General features: G+C 66.0%; 15 protein-coding genes. All 15 read right to left on the bottom strand.

The features are described from left to right. Positions 1 to 30: 30 nt before the first annotated feature. A complete protein-coding gene (locus tag ABIE21_RS11605) occupies positions 31 to 462 on the bottom strand; it encodes a DUF6121 family protein (protein WP_354024964.1) in 432 nt (143 codons plus the stop codon). Positions 463 to 469: 7 nt separating this feature from the next. After that, positions 470 to 1,348 carry a hypothetical protein gene (locus ABIE21_RS11610; protein ID WP_354024965.1) on the bottom strand — a complete coding sequence of 293 codons (879 nt, stop codon included), beginning with the start codon at positions 1,346 to 1,348 and terminating at the stop codon, positions 470 to 472. Between the two features lie 161 nt (positions 1,349 to 1,509). After that, positions 1,510 to 2,145: a hypothetical protein gene (locus ABIE21_RS11615; RefSeq protein ID WP_354024966.1), complete on the bottom strand. Its 636-nt coding sequence runs from the start codon at positions 2,143 to 2,145 to the stop codon at positions 1,510 to 1,512. 2 nt (positions 2,146 to 2,147) lie between these two features. After that, entirely contained in the window at positions 2,148 to 2,846 is a 699-nt protein-coding gene (locus tag ABIE21_RS11620) for a hypothetical protein (RefSeq protein WP_354024967.1), read from the bottom strand. Then, on the bottom strand, positions 2,843 to 3,889 hold the full coding sequence (pilM, locus tag ABIE21_RS11625) for a type IV pilus assembly protein PilM (protein ID WP_354024968.1): 1,047 nt from the start codon (positions 3,887 to 3,889) through the stop codon (positions 2,843 to 2,845). Before pilM ends, ABIE21_RS11620 begins: the two co-directional genes overlap by 4 nt. A gap of 28 nt (positions 3,890 to 3,917) precedes the next feature. After that, the gene (locus tag ABIE21_RS11630) at positions 3,918 to 4,808 is read right to left on the bottom strand and encodes a prepilin peptidase (RefSeq protein ID WP_354024969.1); all 891 of its coding nucleotides are present in this window, start codon (positions 4,806 to 4,808) and stop codon (positions 3,918 to 3,920) included. Next, a complete protein-coding gene (locus ABIE21_RS11635) occupies positions 4,748 to 6,229 on the bottom strand; it encodes a hypothetical protein (protein WP_354024970.1) in 1,482 nt (493 codons plus the stop codon). Before ABIE21_RS11635 ends, ABIE21_RS11630 begins: the two co-directional genes overlap by 61 nt. Before the next feature lie 83 nt (positions 6,230 to 6,312). Further along, complete coding sequence (locus ABIE21_RS11640; protein WP_354024971.1) at positions 6,313 to 6,879, bottom strand: hypothetical protein; 567 nt, start codon at positions 6,877 to 6,879, stop codon at positions 6,313 to 6,315. A 67-nt stretch (positions 6,880 to 6,946) separates the two neighbouring features. After that, complete coding sequence (locus tag ABIE21_RS11645; protein ID WP_354024972.1) at positions 6,947 to 7,618, bottom strand: type II secretion system protein; 672 nt, start codon at positions 7,616 to 7,618, stop codon at positions 6,947 to 6,949. 123 nt (positions 7,619 to 7,741) lie between these two features. After that, positions 7,742 to 8,167, bottom strand: a complete 426-nt coding sequence (locus ABIE21_RS11650; RefSeq protein WP_354024973.1) for a type II secretion system protein — start codon at positions 8,165 to 8,167, stop codon at positions 7,742 to 7,744. Between the two features lie 132 nt (positions 8,168 to 8,299). Then, positions 8,300 to 9,529, bottom strand: a complete 1,230-nt coding sequence (locus ABIE21_RS11655) for a type II secretion system F family protein (protein WP_354024974.1) — start codon at positions 9,527 to 9,529, stop codon at positions 8,300 to 8,302. A 2-nt stretch (positions 9,530 to 9,531) separates the two neighbouring features. Further along, positions 9,532 to 11,823, bottom strand: a complete 2,292-nt coding sequence (locus tag ABIE21_RS11660; RefSeq protein WP_354024975.1) for a type IV pilus twitching motility protein PilT — start codon at positions 11,821 to 11,823, stop codon at positions 9,532 to 9,534. Continuing rightward, positions 11,820 to 13,490: a GspE/PulE family protein gene (locus ABIE21_RS11665; protein WP_354024976.1), complete on the bottom strand. Its 1,671-nt coding sequence runs from the start codon at positions 13,488 to 13,490 to the stop codon at positions 11,820 to 11,822. The genes ABIE21_RS11660 and ABIE21_RS11665 overlap by 4 nt, the downstream gene beginning before the upstream one ends. Positions 13,491 to 13,614: 124 nt before the next feature. Next, positions 13,615 to 15,063 (bottom strand): L-serine ammonia-lyase, encoded by a 1,449-nt coding sequence (locus tag ABIE21_RS11670; protein ID WP_354024977.1) that lies wholly within the window; start codon positions 15,061 to 15,063, stop codon positions 13,615 to 13,617. Positions 15,064 to 15,159: 96 nt separating this feature from the next. Beyond that, a complete protein-coding gene (locus tag ABIE21_RS11675; RefSeq protein WP_354024978.1) occupies positions 15,160 to 15,990 on the bottom strand; it encodes a hypothetical protein in 831 nt (276 codons plus the stop codon). Between the last annotated feature and the right edge of the window lie 125 nt (positions 15,991 to 16,115).

Here is a 16,115-nt window from a genome sequence, read left to right on the forward strand (position 1 = left end):
TGCAGCGCAGCACCACTGTGCTACCTCAAGTCAGTGACGGGTCAGCGCCCACACGACGAGCACGTCGACGGCGGCGAGCAGCGCCGCCCCGATCACGAAGGGGCTCGTCGCGTACGCACCGATGAACAGCACGAACCACGACAGGTCGGCGGTGACGAGCGTGTAGCCGACCGCGCCAACGAGCAGCATCCCTATATATACGGATGCCGCGGCGACCAGCGCCGGCCCCGTGGGGCTCGTGCGCTGCCGCACCCGCAGCAGCGCGGCGAAGGTGATGAGGCATGCGGTGAGCACGATCGCCGGCCCCAGCAGGGGGCCTGCGTCGGCCTGGGCGATCGCGTCGACGTCGAGGGCGAGGCTCACGAAGCCCCACAGCGCGATGACTCCCGCACCGTAGGTGATTGTCGCTAGAAGCGGCAGCATCCGCGGGTCGGGAGGTGGCGGCAGCTGGGCGTCACCCATCGACGGCTCAGTATCCGCGCGCCTGGGCCCGCTCGCGCTCGAACGCGGCCTTGGCGTCGGCGTTGCGCACCTTGAGCTTGCGGCCGCGGTTCGCGATGATCGCTCCGGCCCAGATCATGATCTCGCGGGCCACCAGCGCCGCGGCGATGGTGAACGGGCTGACCGTTCCGAGTCGGAACTGCTCTTCGGCCTCAGCCGGCGTGAGCAGAACGACGCCGTTGCTCAGCAGCACGGTGCCGATCGTGGCGAAGTAGACGAACAGCGCGACGGCGAGGCTGCCGATGACGTACGTCCACCAGCCGGCGCGGTTGAGCAGCAGCACCAGCACGATCGATCCGATGAGGAAGAACAGCGCCGGCACATAGAACGCCGTCTGGCCGAGGAAGTCGAGGTAGAGCCCGTCTGCGCGGGCGCTGTAGATGATCGTCATGACGATGGCGAGCACGATCAGGAACACGATCGTGGCGGCCACCGAGATGAGCACGCCGAAGCCGCGGTTGCCCTTGTCGACCGGCGCCTGCGGGGCGTTCACGTAGACGACGCTGGGCTGCGGGGGGACGGGTGCGACGGGCGCCTGAGGCTCCTGCGGGGCGTAGGCGGCCTGCGCGGCCTGCGGCTCTTCGTGCGCGCCGGTGTCTTCTGGGGCGTAGGCCTCTTCTACGACGGTGGTCTCTTCTTCGACGAACACGGGCTCGTCGTCGACGTAGCCGACTGTCTCGCTCTCTTCGACGACGATCTCTTCCGGCTCGACCAGGGCGGGAGGTGCTTCATCGGCATCCGGCTCGGAATCGACGGTCGCGACCACGGGCTCCCCGCCGTCGACGATGCTGTCGTAGACCGGGTTCTCTCCGGTCGGCGTCGTGGGTTCGTCGGTCTTGTCGGCCATCGAAGTACTCCTTAGCAGGCCCGCGCGGCCATCAAAATTTGTCGTGTCACTCTACCAACCGATGCGAGCGGACCAGCGGGGACTAGCCGGTCTGCCGTGAAATACGGATGCCCGCGGTCGCCCTGGGTGGGCGAGCGCGGGCATCCGGGCGGGTAGCGGTGTTACTCGGCGGCGGCGGCCTCCGGCGCGGGTGCCGGCGCGGCCGCAGGGTCGACGTATGGAACATCGAGGAGAACGTAGACGAGGCCTGTGATGGTCGTCGTGGTGACGCCGTCCGCGGCAGGCGCCACACTTACATCGCTAACCAAAACAAGCCTGCTCCCCGTCTGCAGCCCCTTGACGAAGTTCAGCGTCGACTCCCGCGCTCCGGTGACAGTTATCGCCACAGAGATGGAAGCGAAGTTATTGTTCATCACGGATGCCGGAATAGCCCCCTCGACTGCGGGAGCCGGGAGGAACAGCACGGCCTCGGCCGGAGTGTAGTTCGTGACGACGACTCCGTTGACTGCCTGCAGCGCGCCCAGTTCGCCAATGAACGTGTCCAAGTCGTCCGAAGCCGGCACAGATCGGCGCAGCTCAGCTACTTGAGACCTCAGTTCGTCGATGGTCTCCGCCTGCGTTCTGAGCTGGATGAGCTCGGCCGCGTGTTGGCCGTTCAGCAGTTCTACGGCGGCGCGGTCGGAATCGCTTGCTGCCGCCGCGTCAAGCTGGGGCTTCACGCCGAGCAACCCGCTGAGCGTCAGCACTATCACGATAACTAGAGCGCCGGAGATGATCCAGATTCTGTTGTTGTTCATCGTCAGTTCTCGCCTTCTACGTCGGTCGCTACTGCCTCGTCGACAGATGGCGCAAACCGGTTGGTGTACGCGGCGTCGGTCACAGCGAGGTGAACTTCCACTGTGTAGCCGCCAGCGTCACCTCGACTGACCGATTTCGCAACCGCGCCCCCGTACTCGGGGAGGCTCTTCATCGCAACGATCCATGCCTGCGTGAGTTCGAGGGATGGGCTGGACACGGTGAACGTTACGTTCGCCGCGCGGACCGTCTGGCCCGGTGCCGTGGGTGGAGTCAGTGCGGCGAGGGGCGAACCCGACTTGATCACGAGCCCCTCTATGGTGACACCCGCCGGCAGCGTCGGGACGACCCGAAGGTAGAACTCGTTCCAGTCGATCTCCGTGATCGCGCCCGCCTGACGGGCGTCTGCTACCGTCACCATCTGTTGAGTGAGCGCGCGTACTTCGGCGTACTCCGACTGCTGCGCCAACAGCGTCGACGTCGTCAAACGCGCATCCTCGTATTTCACTCTGGCCTCAACGGCTTGCCAGCTGGCGATTGCATACGCGCCCGCACTAAGTACGAGCGCCCCGATGACGCCGAAGACCAGGGCTCGCCGGACGGCGGCACCCTTCTTTCGGTCTGCGACCTCAGGAGGCAGTAGATCTACTCGTGGGGAGGCCCCGAGAACCAGCCGGGCTTCCTTTGTACCGCGGGCGCTCATGCTGCCGATCCCAAGGCGAGGCCGAGCGCGACAGACATCGAGTCTCGGACGTCTGGCGAGTGCTGGCTGACGCTCTTTGATGCGTTCAGTGTCGCGAATGGGTCCGAGAGCACGACCTCCGTGCGGGTTAGTTCCTGGAGCGCGCTGGCGAAGCCGGCTAGTCGTGAGCCGCCGCCGCTCAGCACGATGCGCTCCACGTTCGCCACCTGGTGGGTGTTGTCGAAGTAGCTGAGGGTGTTGCGGATGCTATTGAGCAGTTCGGCGGACGCGCGGTGGATGTGCTCGAGGATCGGCCTGTGTTCTGGATTGACCGCGGACGGGGAGAGTCCGAGGGCACGCTTCGCGTTCTCAGCGATGCCTTCTTCGATCTCCAGACTCATCGCAATTGCGAGAGTCGCGTCGTTGCCGCCTGCCGGGATGATCCGGACGAACTGGGGCACTCCCCCGATGATTATCACCACGTTGGTGGTGGCAGATCCTACGTCGACGATCGCAATGGTCTCCGGTCCTCCATGCGATCTGGCCTGAAGACGGGACAACGCGAACGGGATCAGGTCCACCTCTACTGGTGTCAAGCCGGCGAGAAGCGCCGCGTCGACATTCGCGAGGACTGATTGCTTGACAGCGGCGACCAGAAGACCGTTGACGACGGGGCCGTTTTCGCCCTCGGCCTCGGAGATGGGGTAGAAGTCGAGGAGCGCCTCGGAGACGGGCATAGGGAGCATGTCCTGAACCTGGAACGGCAGCGCCTCGCGAATCTGGGTAAGTGACATCTTCGGCATCACGAGGTCACGTGCGATTACCCGCTGATTGCCCATTCCCAGAACAACATCCTTGCTCTTGAATCCCCCCGAGCTCCAGAGCTTCTTGAGCGCCGACGCGACGGTGTGCGTCTCGAGGACCTCACCGCTCTTGGCTGCGCCCGACGGTAAGGGGACTTCGTGATAGCGCACAACACTCGGCTTAGCTTTCGTCGATCCCTCAACTTCGACAGCGCGCACACTCGTGCTGCCGATATCGATTCCTACAATTCTTGTTGCCATTCACTTGCCCCTCGTTGATGCCGTGCGATTACGCGAGCTGGAACAGGCCCAGATACCAGTTCCAACTGCGCTCCCCGATGAAAATCCCCAACCACGCGCCCGCGAGCATCCACGGCCCGAACGGTATGCCGCTCTTGCGGTTCGCCCTGCGCCCAATCAGCAAAGCCACACCGAACACGCCGCCGAGCACGAAGGCCGCGAACGCCCCGACAATGAGCGTGCCCCAACCGAGGAATCCCAAAAGCATTCCGATGACGCCCGCGAGCTTCACGTCGCCGAATCCCATTCCGCCGGGATAGACGAGAGCCATCACGAAATACGCCCCGAAGAGGGCCGCTCCGCCGATGGCGGCGCTCACCAGCTGCGAGAAGTCGCCGTAGATGGCCGATGCCGCAACAAGCAATGTTCCGACGACGATGTACGACGGCAGCACGATCGCGTTTGGAAGTTTGTGGACGTCGAGATCGATCGCGGCTAGCGCGATGGTGACGGCGGCGAAATAGAGTGCCGCGACCAAGAGCACAACGCTAGCCACGACGGTCGTCGTCGGGGCGTCGAGGGGGATGGCGAACCTGAACGCGGTGAGGGCGAACAACGCGCCGGTGGCCGCTTCCACGAGGGGGTACCTTGCCGGGATCCGAGCATCACAGCGACGACAGCGGCCGCGAAGCAGTATCCACGAGAGCACGGGAATGTTGTCTCGGGGACTGATCGGGGCTCCGCACGAGGTGCAGGAGCTCGGCGGCGCAACGATGGACTTTCCGATAGGAACCCGGTATATGACGACGTTGAGGAAGGAGCCGATGACCAGGCCGAGCAGTCCGGTGATGACAATGACCACGAGATGGACGGGGTCCATCAGCCGATCTCTCTGAAACTGCCGAAGGTCGACACGTTGTCGTTCGCGGGTGCGTTCCATTTCTGCCACGGCAGACCGTCACAAGTGCGCACCGTCAGCTTCGACCAGCCGCGGTACAAGCCCTCGGCGGTGTCGGCGGTGAGGCAAAGGCCGGCGTGGTTCTTAATCAGGTAGCTCGTGGCATAATCAGCGGTCTTTGACGTTCGAGTCCACTTCCTCGCGTCCGGGGTGCTCTCTGAGCTGCACGGTCGCACGACCACGAGGCGGCCCGAAGCGGGTGTCTCTAGGCAGAACCGGTTCGCTGCCTGATAGTCCTGCAGCACGTAGATCTGCTGATCGACCAGAGTCGTCTGTCCGGCGGGTGGCTCGTTGTAGAAAAACTGATGGTTCCAATACACGCCGCGCGGCGAAAGAGACGGGTCCTGTTTACAGGGGAACAGGATCAGGAACGCGTAGGTGGGCTCTCCGTTAGTGACGTCGATGCAGCGACCGAATTCCTTATAGTTGACGATCTGGTTCGTGGTCTTGCTGGCGGCTCCGGCGCCGACGCCGGCGGCTGGCTCAAAATCGGAGGGATCGGAGTTGGAGACCTGCAGAACTGCTGGGTCACCGCCACGAGCGAGGAATACTCCTCTTTCGCCGGAGCTGATGGGACTGTTCTGGCCTTTCCATGTGTACGAGCCGTCCCAGCTCCACAGCTGTGTGTACCGCGGGTCTCCGGTCAGGCACTCGGCGAGCGTGGCATCCGTCGCGTCCGTCTGGCTCATCGTCCGACCGGTGATACACAGCGCCGGTCCGGGATGGACCGAGCTCGCGAGCTTGATCTGGTAGCTGGCGTCGTAGCTCCACATCTGGCGATCCTTGTTCGCCTCGGTGCAATTCGCCGCGCTCACAAATCGGATCTTCGATCCGACGACTATTGCCCCGCCCGCTGTGACGGGCCACGCCTGCAGGCATTCGGTGCCACTGAAGATCCGTCCGCCAGGGATATTGATGTTTGTGATCTTGAACTTGTATACGGCTGCCACGGAACGATTTCCCTCGTCCGCGGCGCGGCCGGGCGCGGCCGCGCCGGCACCCTGCGCGACGAGGTAGGCGAACTTCGGCTCGCCGGAGACACCGCCCGGCGTACTGCAGGTCAGCCGGGTTGCGGTCGTGTTTAACCAGGTCTCGTCTTTGCCCGTCGGGTCGACGGAGTAGTACCGCAGCGACACGGTGTACGAAAGGTCTGCGCTGTTTCCGTCGAGCCTTCCGGTCACCGTGCATGGCAGCTTGCTGGGAGCGCCGAACTCGACACCCGCCACGGGCGTCCCTGCGGCAGTTCGAACGACGCCGAGGGCGGCTTGGAGCCCCGCCTGAGCGGTGTACACGGTCTTGGTGCCCTTTTGCGCAGCGTATGACGGGCCGATCTGCGCCAGGATGACGCTGAGAAGCACGAGCGACATGCCGGTGAGAAGGATCATGAACAGCATGGCGCTCATCAGCGCGACCCCCCGCTCACCTCCGACGTGGGCGAGCCTCTTCTCGATTGCGCTACGGGAGATCATCGGTTCCGTTCGTCGGGTCATGGCCGCGGCACCGTCGTGCAGATGGAGCCGCCGACGTTGGTCGGCGAAGATGTCGAGCTGTTGCGGGCGACGAACTGGGTCTTGATCTCAGCCCCGCCTGTGTGGTCTGCCTTGCCCGAATGGAGCCACAGCTGGAACTGCTGCTTCGTTGACCCGGTCGCTCCCGGCTGCAAGAGCTCGAAAGGGTACGTGGTGTCGCTTTTCGGAACCACGCCCGAGAGCTTCTGGGCCCACGGCGTCGGAGTGGCACCCGCGACGTCACGCCACTCGCGGGAAGAGATAGATCCCGTGGTTGGCTGGTAACGCCACTGCGTGCAGGTGACGACGAAGTCCCGCGCGCTCGCGGCCGGCGTGCGGAACTCGATGTAACGAGCACCGGAGGCGCCGTTGCCGGGGATGCTGATTGCGTCGGCGTACCGAACCTGCCGGTCGGCGTTCTGGAAAACGAGCAGCACACCGCTCGACGCCTCGGCAGTAAGGCGAGCACGGGTGGTGCCGTTGGACAGCGCGAGGACGGCCGCGAGGAAGAGGCTTACGAACACCATAAAGATGCCCATCGCCACGACTAGCTCGATGAGTGAGAATCCGACTTGCCGCTCCGACCTCATCAGTCGCAATCGGCGCCGGAGGCTAGTCATGCGTGTTCCATGTCAGGTCGCCGTTGAGGTCGATGAGAGTGGAAGTCACATAGCTGCAGTCGCCCGAGCTGCACATGGATCCGGCGGTCCAGCGTACGATCACGATGACCCGGGTCAGCGGTGTATAGGTGGCGAGCATGCTCGAGGACGGTGCGGTCGGGTATCCGGCGAACCCCGTGACCTTACCGCAGTTTCCGCCGATGCCCTTGAGTTGGTAACAGGTGCCCAGAAGCGTTTCGACGGAGAACGTGGTGCCGTTCAACTGGACGGGATCGGCTTTGACTATCGGTATGGCCGCCGGGAGCGGCGGCGTCAGTCGCTGATCCCACACTGGATACGTCTGGGCGACACCGGAGATAGTAGAGTTCGCCGCCCACGCGGTTGTCACGTCGGTGCGCTTGCGGCCGGTGTACAGCTCGCTGGTGCCGCTCGCCGCGTTCGGCTCGGTCGACCAGGAGTTCACCAACTCCATCTGCTGGTTGGCGATGGTGACGGCCACCTCGCGCCTCTGCTGCATCGTCGAAGCGTTAGCACTCGAGATGTAAATGCCGAGAGACGCGGTAGAGAGAATTCCCAGAATGACGATGGCCACGACGACCTCGATCAGCGTGAAGCCGTCTTCGCGGTCGACTCGCGAGAGAGCGCGAGCGTGCAGGTTCTTCACGGCGCCCTCCCCCGGTAGTCCGTCAGTGGTCTTGAAGTGCGTCTCGCTGCTCTTAGACGCATCTTATGCAGCGTCTATGGGGCGCCGTCTCGCGACGCCCCATAGACGTACGTGCTGGCTGTGCTAGCCGACCCAGCTGCCGAGGCCGCCCGCGCCGCTGCTGTACTTGAGCGACTTCGTGGAGCCCAGGTCGGTGTTGGTGCCGGTGAGGACATAGGTGTTGCCGGTGAAGTCGGCGTTGACCTTGTTTCCCTTGGTCGGGGTGAAGACGACGTTGGTGATCGGGAAGTCGCCGTCGGCGAGTCCGGACAGCGAGCCGTTCTTACCCATGGAGTACGTCTCCAGCGCCAGCGCAGCGTTCTTCAGGTCGGACTCGACGGAGGCCTTCCAAGCGCCTTCGCGCTGGCTGAGGAACACTGGGATGGCGATGGCGGCGAGGATGCCGATGATGACGACGACCACGAGGAGCTCGATGAGCGTGAAGCCCTTCTGGTTCTCTTCGCGCTTGAGACGGCTGGCATCCAGTGCCCGGTTGATGGTCGTGAACATAGCTGTTTCCTGTCAGTTAAGTGAGTGTGGACAGGTGGCCCCCAAAGAATTGACCCCCACCGCAATGGTGGGGGACAACTCCCGGTGGCGACAGACCCTAGAAGTGGGGGGTTGGTTCAGAAGACCGAAGGGTCAGTTGATCTGCTCAAAAATGCTGAACACGGGCATGTACAGCGCAACGATCATGCCGCCGATGACCGCGCCGATGATGCCGATCATGAGCGGCTCGATGAGCGCCGTGAGCGACTCCGCAGTGCTCTGCACCTCATCGTCGTAGAAGTCGGCGATCTTCTCCAGCATGGTCTCCAGCGAGCCCGAGTCCTCACCGACGGCGATCATCTGCGTGACCATCGAGGGGAACACCGGTTCGTCGCCGAGCGGACCGGCGATCGACTTGCCCTGGCGAACTGACTCCTGCACCTTGCGCAGTGCCTCCTCTATCACCCAGTTGCCGGAGGTCTCGCCGACGATGCTGAGCGACTGCAGGATCGGCACACCGGAAGCCATCATGGTCGAGAAGTTGCGAGTAAAGCGGGCGATCGCGACCTTCTTGAACAGCTCCCCGAAGACGGGGATCTTCAGCCGAAGCGGATCGAAGACCGCTCGGACTGAGTCCTTGTTCTTATTCGTCCGCCACCACACGGCCGTGGCCACAATCACTACGAGGAGCAGCGGAGCTATCCAGATCATATTTGCCGACAGCACGACGAGAACCTGCGTGGGGAGCGGCAGATCGCCGCCGAAGTCCTTGAACATCGCCTCGAACACCGGAACGATGAAGATCAGCATGCCGATCACGGCGAGGAACGCCATGATGAGCACGGCGACGGGGTACGTCAGCGCCGACTTAATCGTCGCGCGCAGCTTGACGTCTGACTCGAAGTTGTCGGCGATCGACTCGAGCGCGCCGTCGAGGAATCCGCCGGTTTCGCCCGCTTTTACGAGGAACACCATCAACCGTGGGAACACGTCGGGGTGCTTGGCCAGGCTGTCAGAGAACGACCACCCGCTCTCGATCTGAGTTCTCACGTCGTTGAGAGTCGCGGCGAGCTTCTTGTTCTCCGTCTGCTCGGCGAGGATGGTGAGCGCCCGCAGCAGCGATAGGCCGGCGGCCAGCATGGTCGCCATCTGGCGGCTCATCACGGCGAGGTCCTTGAGGGTGACCTTCTTCCCCATCCCCGGGAGGTTGATCTCCATGTTGAGGCCCGTGCCGCCCGCGGTTTCTGCCACCGTGATCGGCGATACGCCCATCGTGCGCAGTTTGGCGACCGCGACACCCTCGGTCGTGCCATCCACTCGGCCCTTGACGACCTTGCCGCTCGTGTCGCGCGCGGTGTAGGCGAAGGTCTTCGTCGCGGCCATGGTCAGGCTCCCTTGCGCGAGAACGAGTCGTCGAAGTCGATCTCGGATGACTGTGCCGAGAAGTCGTGCGACGCGCCCTCGGAGCCGCTCCGCGAGATCAGCTGCTTGAGGTCTTCGAGGTCGTGCGCCTTCTCGTAGGCGGCCTGGTGGGTGATCTGCCTGGCGTTGACGAGGTCGGCGAGGTGCTGGTCCATGGTGTGCATGCCCATCTCGCGCCCGGCCTGCATCGCCGAGTGGATCTGGTAGGTCTTGCCCTCACGAATGAGGTTGGCGACGGCCGGCGTTGTGATGAGTACCTCGGTGGCGACCGCGCGGCCCTCGCCGTGGGCCTTCTTGATGAGCGTCTGGCAGACGACCCCCTGCAGGGTCGCGGCGAGCTGGGCGCGCACCTGGTCCTGCTGGTGCGGCGGGAACACGTCGATGACCCGGTCGATCGTCTGCGGGGCGTCCTGCGTGTGCAGGGTGGCGAAGACGAGGTGGCCGGTCTCGGCGGCGGTCAGCGCCACCGAGATGGTCTCGAGGTCGCGGAGCTCGCCGATGAGAATTACGTCGGGGTCCTGGCGCAGCACGTGCTTGAGCGCGTTGTTGAAGCTGTGCGTGTCGTGGCCGACCTCGCGCTGGTTCACGAGCGACTTCTTGTTCTGGTGCATGAACTCGATCGGGTCTTCCACCGTGACGATGTGGTCGCTGCGCGTGGAGTTGACGAGGTCGATGAGCGCGGCGAGCGTGGTCGACTTGCCCGAACCGGTGGGTCCGGTGACCAGCACGAGCCCGCGAGGAAGCTGCGCGAACTTGCCGATGCGCTCGGGGATGCCGAGCGCCTCGAGCTGCTTGATCTCGGTCGGGATCAGTCGGAACGCCGCCCCGAGCACGTTGCGCTGCTGGTAGATATTGACGCGGAAACGCGAGGTCTCCGAGAGCGTGTAGGCGAAGTCGAGCTCGAGCTCGTTCGCGAACTGGTCGCGGTGCTCGGGCGACATGATGCTGTGCAGGGCGGTCATCACCTTGTCGGCGTCCCAGGCCTCGAGCCCGGGGATGGGCCGCAGCCCGCCGTCGACGCGGATCATCGGCGCCGCGTTGACACCGACGTGGAGGTCGGATGCGCGCAGTTGCACGACGGAGTTCAGCGCGGCGACCAGGTCGGGGTCGCTGCCCTCCTGGCCGAGCCCGACCTCGAGAGGCGGGGCGGATGCCGCGGCTTTCGCCGCGGTCGGGGCGGGTGTCGCCGGCTGAACGCGTTCGCGCTCCGCACGTCGACCGCCGAGCTCGGCGGCCGCAGCGGCGAGTGCCGCCACATCGGACGCGGTGGGAACGGGCGGCACCGGGGCCGCGAACGCGGGCGGGGCGTAGGTGGGTCCGGCGGCGGTCGCCGGAGACGGCGCGGGCGCCGCGAGGAGGTCTTCGAACGCCGGGACGGGGGTCGCTGCGTGCGCGGCGACGGGCGGCGGCACGGTGACGGGCGCGTCGGTTGCGGGCGGCGCGGCATGGGCGGCGGCCGGCGCCTCGAACGAAGTGGGTGCCGCGTGCGCCGCGACCGGAGCCTCGAAAGTGGGCACGGCGGTCGACGGCGACGGCGGCGCGAAGGCCGCTGGCTCGAACGGCTCGGGGATCGGGATGGGGGCCGCGGGTGACGCGGCGGCGGTCGCTTCGACAGGCTCAGCGACCGGATCGGGTTTGGCGACCGGGGCGGCGGACGGTGCCGCGTACGTGGGCGGGGCGGGCGCTTCGGCAGGCTCAGCGACCGGGGCAGGCTCTGCGACCGAAGCAGGCTCGGCGACCGGAGCGGGCTCAGCGACCGGAGCGGGCTCGGCGACCGGGGCGGGCTCGGCGACGGGGGCGGCGAACGCCGGCGGGGTGTCGAATGCGCCGGTGTCGAAGATCGGCACGCCCTCGTGCGACGACGGCTCGAAGGCAGACGTGTCGAACGCCGAGGCAGGGGCGGGCGGTGCGAACGCGGTCGGGTCGAACGCCGTGTCGTACGAGGGCGCTTCGAAGACCGGAGCCGCGAAGGCGGCAGGGTCGAACGAGGAGTCGTAGGCCGACGCGGCCGAGAAGTCCGGCGCGGCCTGGGGCGCATCCGGAGCTTGATAGGTCTCACGGCCCGCCGGCTGGTAGCCACCGGGCGGCGGGAACGCCGAGGGGTCGAACGGCTGCGAGTAGTCGACGCCCGCGGACGGCGGGGGCGGCGGAGCCGTCGCGTAACCGGCGGGCGGCGACGTGGGCGGCGGCGCGTTGAGGTAGGAGGGAGGCGGCGGCGGCAGTTCGCCCTCGGGATCGTAGGCAGACGCGTTCATACAACCACTCTCATAATCTCTTCGACCGAGGTCAGTCCCATCTGGACCTTCGCCCAGCCGTCCCAGCGCAGGGGGATGAGCCCCTGCTCCATGGCGACCTTGCCGATCTCGGCGCTCGACGCTCGTGCGACGGCGAGGCGTTCGATCTGCTCGGTGACGAGCATGACCTCGTGCAGCGCGATGCGCCCGCGGTACCCGGTGTTCGAGCAGTTCGTGCAGCCGACCGGGTGGTACAGGGTGGGCGGCGGACGGTTCGGGTCGAACGCGAACCGCAGCGCAGCGAGCTGCTCCGGGTCGTGCTGGTACGGCGCCTTGCACCGGTCGCAGAGGCGGCGGGCGAGGCGCTGGGCGACGACGCAGTCGAGCGCAGAGCCGACGAGGAACGGCTCGATGTCCATCTCGGTCAGTCGCGTGATGGCGCTCGGGGCGTCGTTGGTGTGAAGCGTGGACAGCACGAGGTGGCCGGTGAGCGACGCCTCGATGGCGATCTGGGCGGTCTCGTGGTCGCGGATCTCACCGATCAGCACGACGTCGGGGTCGGAGCGCAGGATGGAGCGCAGCGCGGAGGCGAACGTGAGGCCGGCCTTGGAGTTCACCTGCACCTGGTTGATGCCCGGCATCCGGTACTCCACCGGGTCTTCGACGGTGATGACGTTGATCTCGGGCTTGGCGACAGCGCCGAGGGTCGTGTACAGCGTGGTCGACTTGCCCGAACCGGTGGGGCCCGTGACGAGGATCATGCCGTACGGCTTCGTGTACGACGACTTGTAGGCCGCGAGGTTGCGGGGCAGCAGCGCGAGGTTGTCCATCGACACTGTGGTGCTCGAGGTGTCGAGGATTCGCATGACGACCTTTTCGCCCCACACGGTGGGCAGGGTCGCGACGCGCAGGTCGATCTTGCGCCCGCCGTGGGTGACCGACATGCGGCCATCCTGCGGCTTGCGCCGCTCGGCGATGTCGATCTCGCTCATGATCTTGAGGCGCGAGATCACGCCGTTCTGGATCGCCTTGGGCGCGGACTGCATCTGGTGCAGCACTCCGTCGATGCGGTAGCGCACGTGCACTTCGCGTTCGCCGGGCTCGATGTGGATATCGGATGCCTTGTCCTGGATGGCCTGGCTGATGAGCAGGTTCACGAACCGCACGATCGGCGCGTCGTCCTCCATCGCGTCGCCGACACCTGCGACGACGACGTCGGTCGTTCCGCTCTCCTCTTCGAGGGCGGTCGTCAGGTCGCTGAGCTCGCCGTCGGCGCGGTGGTAGCGGTCGATCGCCTGGCGGAGGTCGCTCGGGGCGGCCACGACCGGGCGGATCTGCATGCGGGCCGCTGCGCGCACGTCGTCGATCGCGAAGACGTCGCCGGGGTCGACCATGGCGAGGGTGAGGATGTCGCCGATGATGCCGATCGGCAGGATCTGGTAGCGACGGCACATGGCAGCCGGAACGAGCGACACGGCGGTGCGGTCGACCGGGAACTCCATGAGCTCCACGAACGGCAGCTCCGCCTGGGCGGCCCGCGCGGAGGCGAGCTGCACCTCGGTGACGATGCCCTTGTCGACGAGCGCCTTCACGGCGTCTTCGTCTTCGCCCCAGGCCCCCGAGATGGAGTCCAGGTTCTCGATGGGAACGACGCCACGCAGAATCAGAATTTCGGTGAGGGTTGCCATTGCATCTCCTCACTACAGATTGGTGACGCCGTGGGCCCCCTGGCGCGGCATCATGCGAACAGGGTGCAAACGTAACCTGTTGCCTGAGGCTTAGCCATACCCCTGAGGTGGGGGTGGCGGCGTCTCAGCACTCGATGACGTTGACCGCCAGGCCGCCCTCGCTCGTCTCCTTGTACTTCGTCGACATGTCGATGCCGGTCTGGCGCATCGTCTCGATCACGGTGTCGAGGCTGACGATGTGGGTACCGTCGCCGAGCATCGCGAGCCGGGCGGCGCTCACCGCGGTCGACGCTGCGATGGCGTTGCGCTCGATGCAGGGGATCTGCACGAGTCCTCCGACGGGGTCGCAGGTGAGGCCGAGGTGGTGCTCCATCGCGATCTCCGCCGCGTTCTCCACCTGCTCCGGGGTGCCGCCGAGCACGGCGCACAGGGCGCCCGCGGCCATCGCACAGGCCGAACCGACCTCCCCCTGGCATCCAGCCTCGGCACCGGAGATCGAGGCGTTGGCCTTGAACAGCGAGCCGATCGCCGTGGCGGTGAGCAGGTAGCGACGGATTCCCGCCGGGTCGGCCCCGGGCACGAACCGCAGGTAGTAGTAGGCGACGGCGGGCAGGATGCCGGCCGCCCCGTTGGTGGGCGCCGTGACCACGCGGCCTCCGGAGGCGTTCTCCTCGTTGACGGCGAGGGCGAAGGCCTGCAGCCACTCCCCCGACCGTTCGCGGTCGACCCGCGGCTCGTCGGCCTCGAGCTTGGCCCGCAGTGCAGACGCGCGGCGCTTCACACCGAGCGGGCCGGGCAGCATGCCGGTGTTCGTGAGACCGTTCTCGACGCAGGAGGCCATCGCGGCCCAGATCACGTCGATGCGCGCGCCGACGTCGTGGCCCGGGTGCAGCGCCACCTCGTTGCGCAGCGCGACCTCGTCGATCGAGATGCCCTCGCGGGCGCAGATGGCGAGCAGCTCGTCGGCCGTGGAGAAGGGCAGCGGATGCGGCGCGAGGGCCGCCAACTGTGCCTCTTCGCCCTCACGGCGGATGAATCCCCCGCCGATCGAATAATAGGTCTCGGTGAGCAGCGGGCTGGTCCGATCCTCGTTCCAGGCCGTCAGCGTGAGCGCGTTCGGGTGCCCGGGCAGGCGGGTGTGCGGGTCGAGGGTGATGTCGTCGCGGTGGAACTCGACCACGTGGGTGCCGGCGAGCCGCAGCGTTTCGCGAGTTCCCTGCGGCATGGCGGGCACGAGCATCCGCGCCCCTGAAGCCGCGCCGACGGCGACGAGGGATTGCCGCCCGCTGAGGCGCAATCCCGACCAGGCGCCGCGCACCGACGACGGGTCGCACGTCTCGGGGTCGAATCCCTCGAGCCCGGCGACGACCGCGTCGGGGGTTCCGTGGCCGATGCCGGTAGCTCCGAGCGAGCCGAACAGCGAGCAGGTGACGGCGCGCACGTCGTCGAGCAGCCCGGCGGCGGCGAGAGAGCCGGCGAACGAGCGGGCGGCGCGCATCGGGCCGACCGTATGAGAGCTCGAGGGTCCGATGCCCACGGAGAGCAGGTCGAACAGCGATACGTATGCGGTCATGGTTGTCTCCCACCGTTGCGAGGTGCCCCTCGTGAGGGCGTCCGTCACCAGAATCGTAGCTTGGAACGCGCCTCGACGAGCTCAGGAGGGAGAGGCTCAGCCTCGCGGACCGTTGACGGTGATGGCGCCCTCGGGGTAGCCCACCAGCAGCGACCTGACCAAAGCGTCCGCCGCGGGAACGCTCGCCTCGTCGGCGAGCTGGACATAGAAGCTGTTCTTTTCGACGCGGGCATATTCGAGAGTGATGCTCGCCCACAGCGCCTGGAACGCTGCGATCTCGGCGTCGGGGCGTTGGCCCACTCCCGACTGCGTGAATATAAACCGATCGCCGTCGTCGGCGCTCTCGAACACGACGCTGATCGTGTCGGAGAGGGCGGGACGCCCCTCGATATCGGTGTACTCGACAAAATGGTCTTCGAGGTCGGCGAACGAGGAGTTCAACAGGTCGAGCGCGTCGACCGACGGATCTCCGTCGACCGTCAACTCGATCTCTCTCAGCTGAATATCTCCGCCGTCATAGATCGGGTTCTCACGGATCACCTCGAACAGCGCCCGCAGGTCGTCGTTGAGCGACTTGGTCTTCTCCACGGCCAGCCGGAACCCGCCGATGTTGACGTTCATACGCTTCCAGTCGAGGTTTCCCCGGTCGTGATCGACGTAGTACTCGCCCACGATGTCGACGACCGTCTCGAGATCGTCGGCCGAGATGTCTTCGCGCACCGTCACCTCCCCGCTGGGCGAGCCCTGCCAGGGAAGGTCGTTGGTGCCGCCGCCCGCGGCGCCGGTGATGTGCTCTTGCTCGCTCATAAATCTCTCGAAATCGTCGCCGGCGCCGGTGGCCGCGTCGATGTTGCCGCAGCCCGAGAGGGTCACCGCCGCGAGCACAACGGCGACGATTGCGCCGACGGCGCCAGTACGGGTTTTCACGACAGACTCCGATTGCGCTGAGGGAAGCACACGGCGCCTCAACCCTCGAAGCCTACCAACGTGAGCATTTCGAGGTTAAACGCCGACGGGCTCCCCACCCGGAGGTGAGGAGCCCGTTCTCCCTT

This window comes from Conyzicola nivalis (assembly GCF_040548875.1).
In the GTDB taxonomy this organism is placed as follows: Bacteria; Actinomycetota; Actinomycetes; order Actinomycetales; family Microbacteriaceae; genus Conyzicola; species Conyzicola nivalis_A.

Bases quoted from the DNA above. Each gene is read 5' to 3' on its own strand.
- ABIE21_RS11630 (WP_354024969.1), bottom strand. From the start codon at position 4,808: ATGGAACGCACCCGCGAACGACAACGTGTCGACCTTCGGCAGTTTCAG.
- ABIE21_RS11655 (WP_354024974.1), bottom strand. From the start codon at position 9,529: ATGGCCGCGACGAAGACCTTCGCCTACACCGCGCGCGACACGAGCGGC.
- ABIE21_RS11610 (WP_354024965.1), bottom strand. From the start codon at position 1,348: ATGGCCGACAAGACCGACGAACCCACGACGCCGACCGGAGAGAACCCG.
- ABIE21_RS11620 (WP_354024967.1), bottom strand. From the start codon at position 2,846: ATGAGCGCCCGCGGTACAAAGGAAGCCCGGCTGGTTCTCGGGGCCTCC.
- ABIE21_RS11635 (WP_354024970.1), bottom strand. From the start codon at position 6,229: ATGAGCGCCATGCTGTTCATGATCCTTCTCACCGGCATGTCGCTCGTG.
- ABIE21_RS11605 (WP_354024964.1), bottom strand. From the start codon at position 462: ATGGGTGACGCCCAGCTGCCGCCACCTCCCGACCCGCGGATGCTGCCG.
- pilM (WP_354024968.1), bottom strand. From the start codon at position 3,889: ATGGCAACAAGAATTGTAGGAATCGATATCGGCAGCACGAGTGTGCGC.
- ABIE21_RS11670 (WP_354024977.1), bottom strand. From the start codon at position 15,063: ATGACCGCATACGTATCGCTGTTCGACCTGCTCTCCGTGGGCATCGGA.
- ABIE21_RS11615 (WP_354024966.1), bottom strand. From the start codon at position 2,145: ATGAACAACAACAGAATCTGGATCATCTCCGGCGCTCTAGTTATCGTG.
- ABIE21_RS11650 (WP_354024973.1), bottom strand. From the start codon at position 8,167: ATGTTCACGACCATCAACCGGGCACTGGATGCCAGCCGTCTCAAGCGC.
- ABIE21_RS11665 (WP_354024976.1), bottom strand. From the start codon at position 13,490: ATGGCAACCCTCACCGAAATTCTGATTCTGCGTGGCGTCGTTCCCATC.
- ABIE21_RS11660 (WP_354024975.1), bottom strand. From the start codon at position 11,823: ATGAACGCGTCTGCCTACGATCCCGAGGGCGAACTGCCGCCGCCGCCT.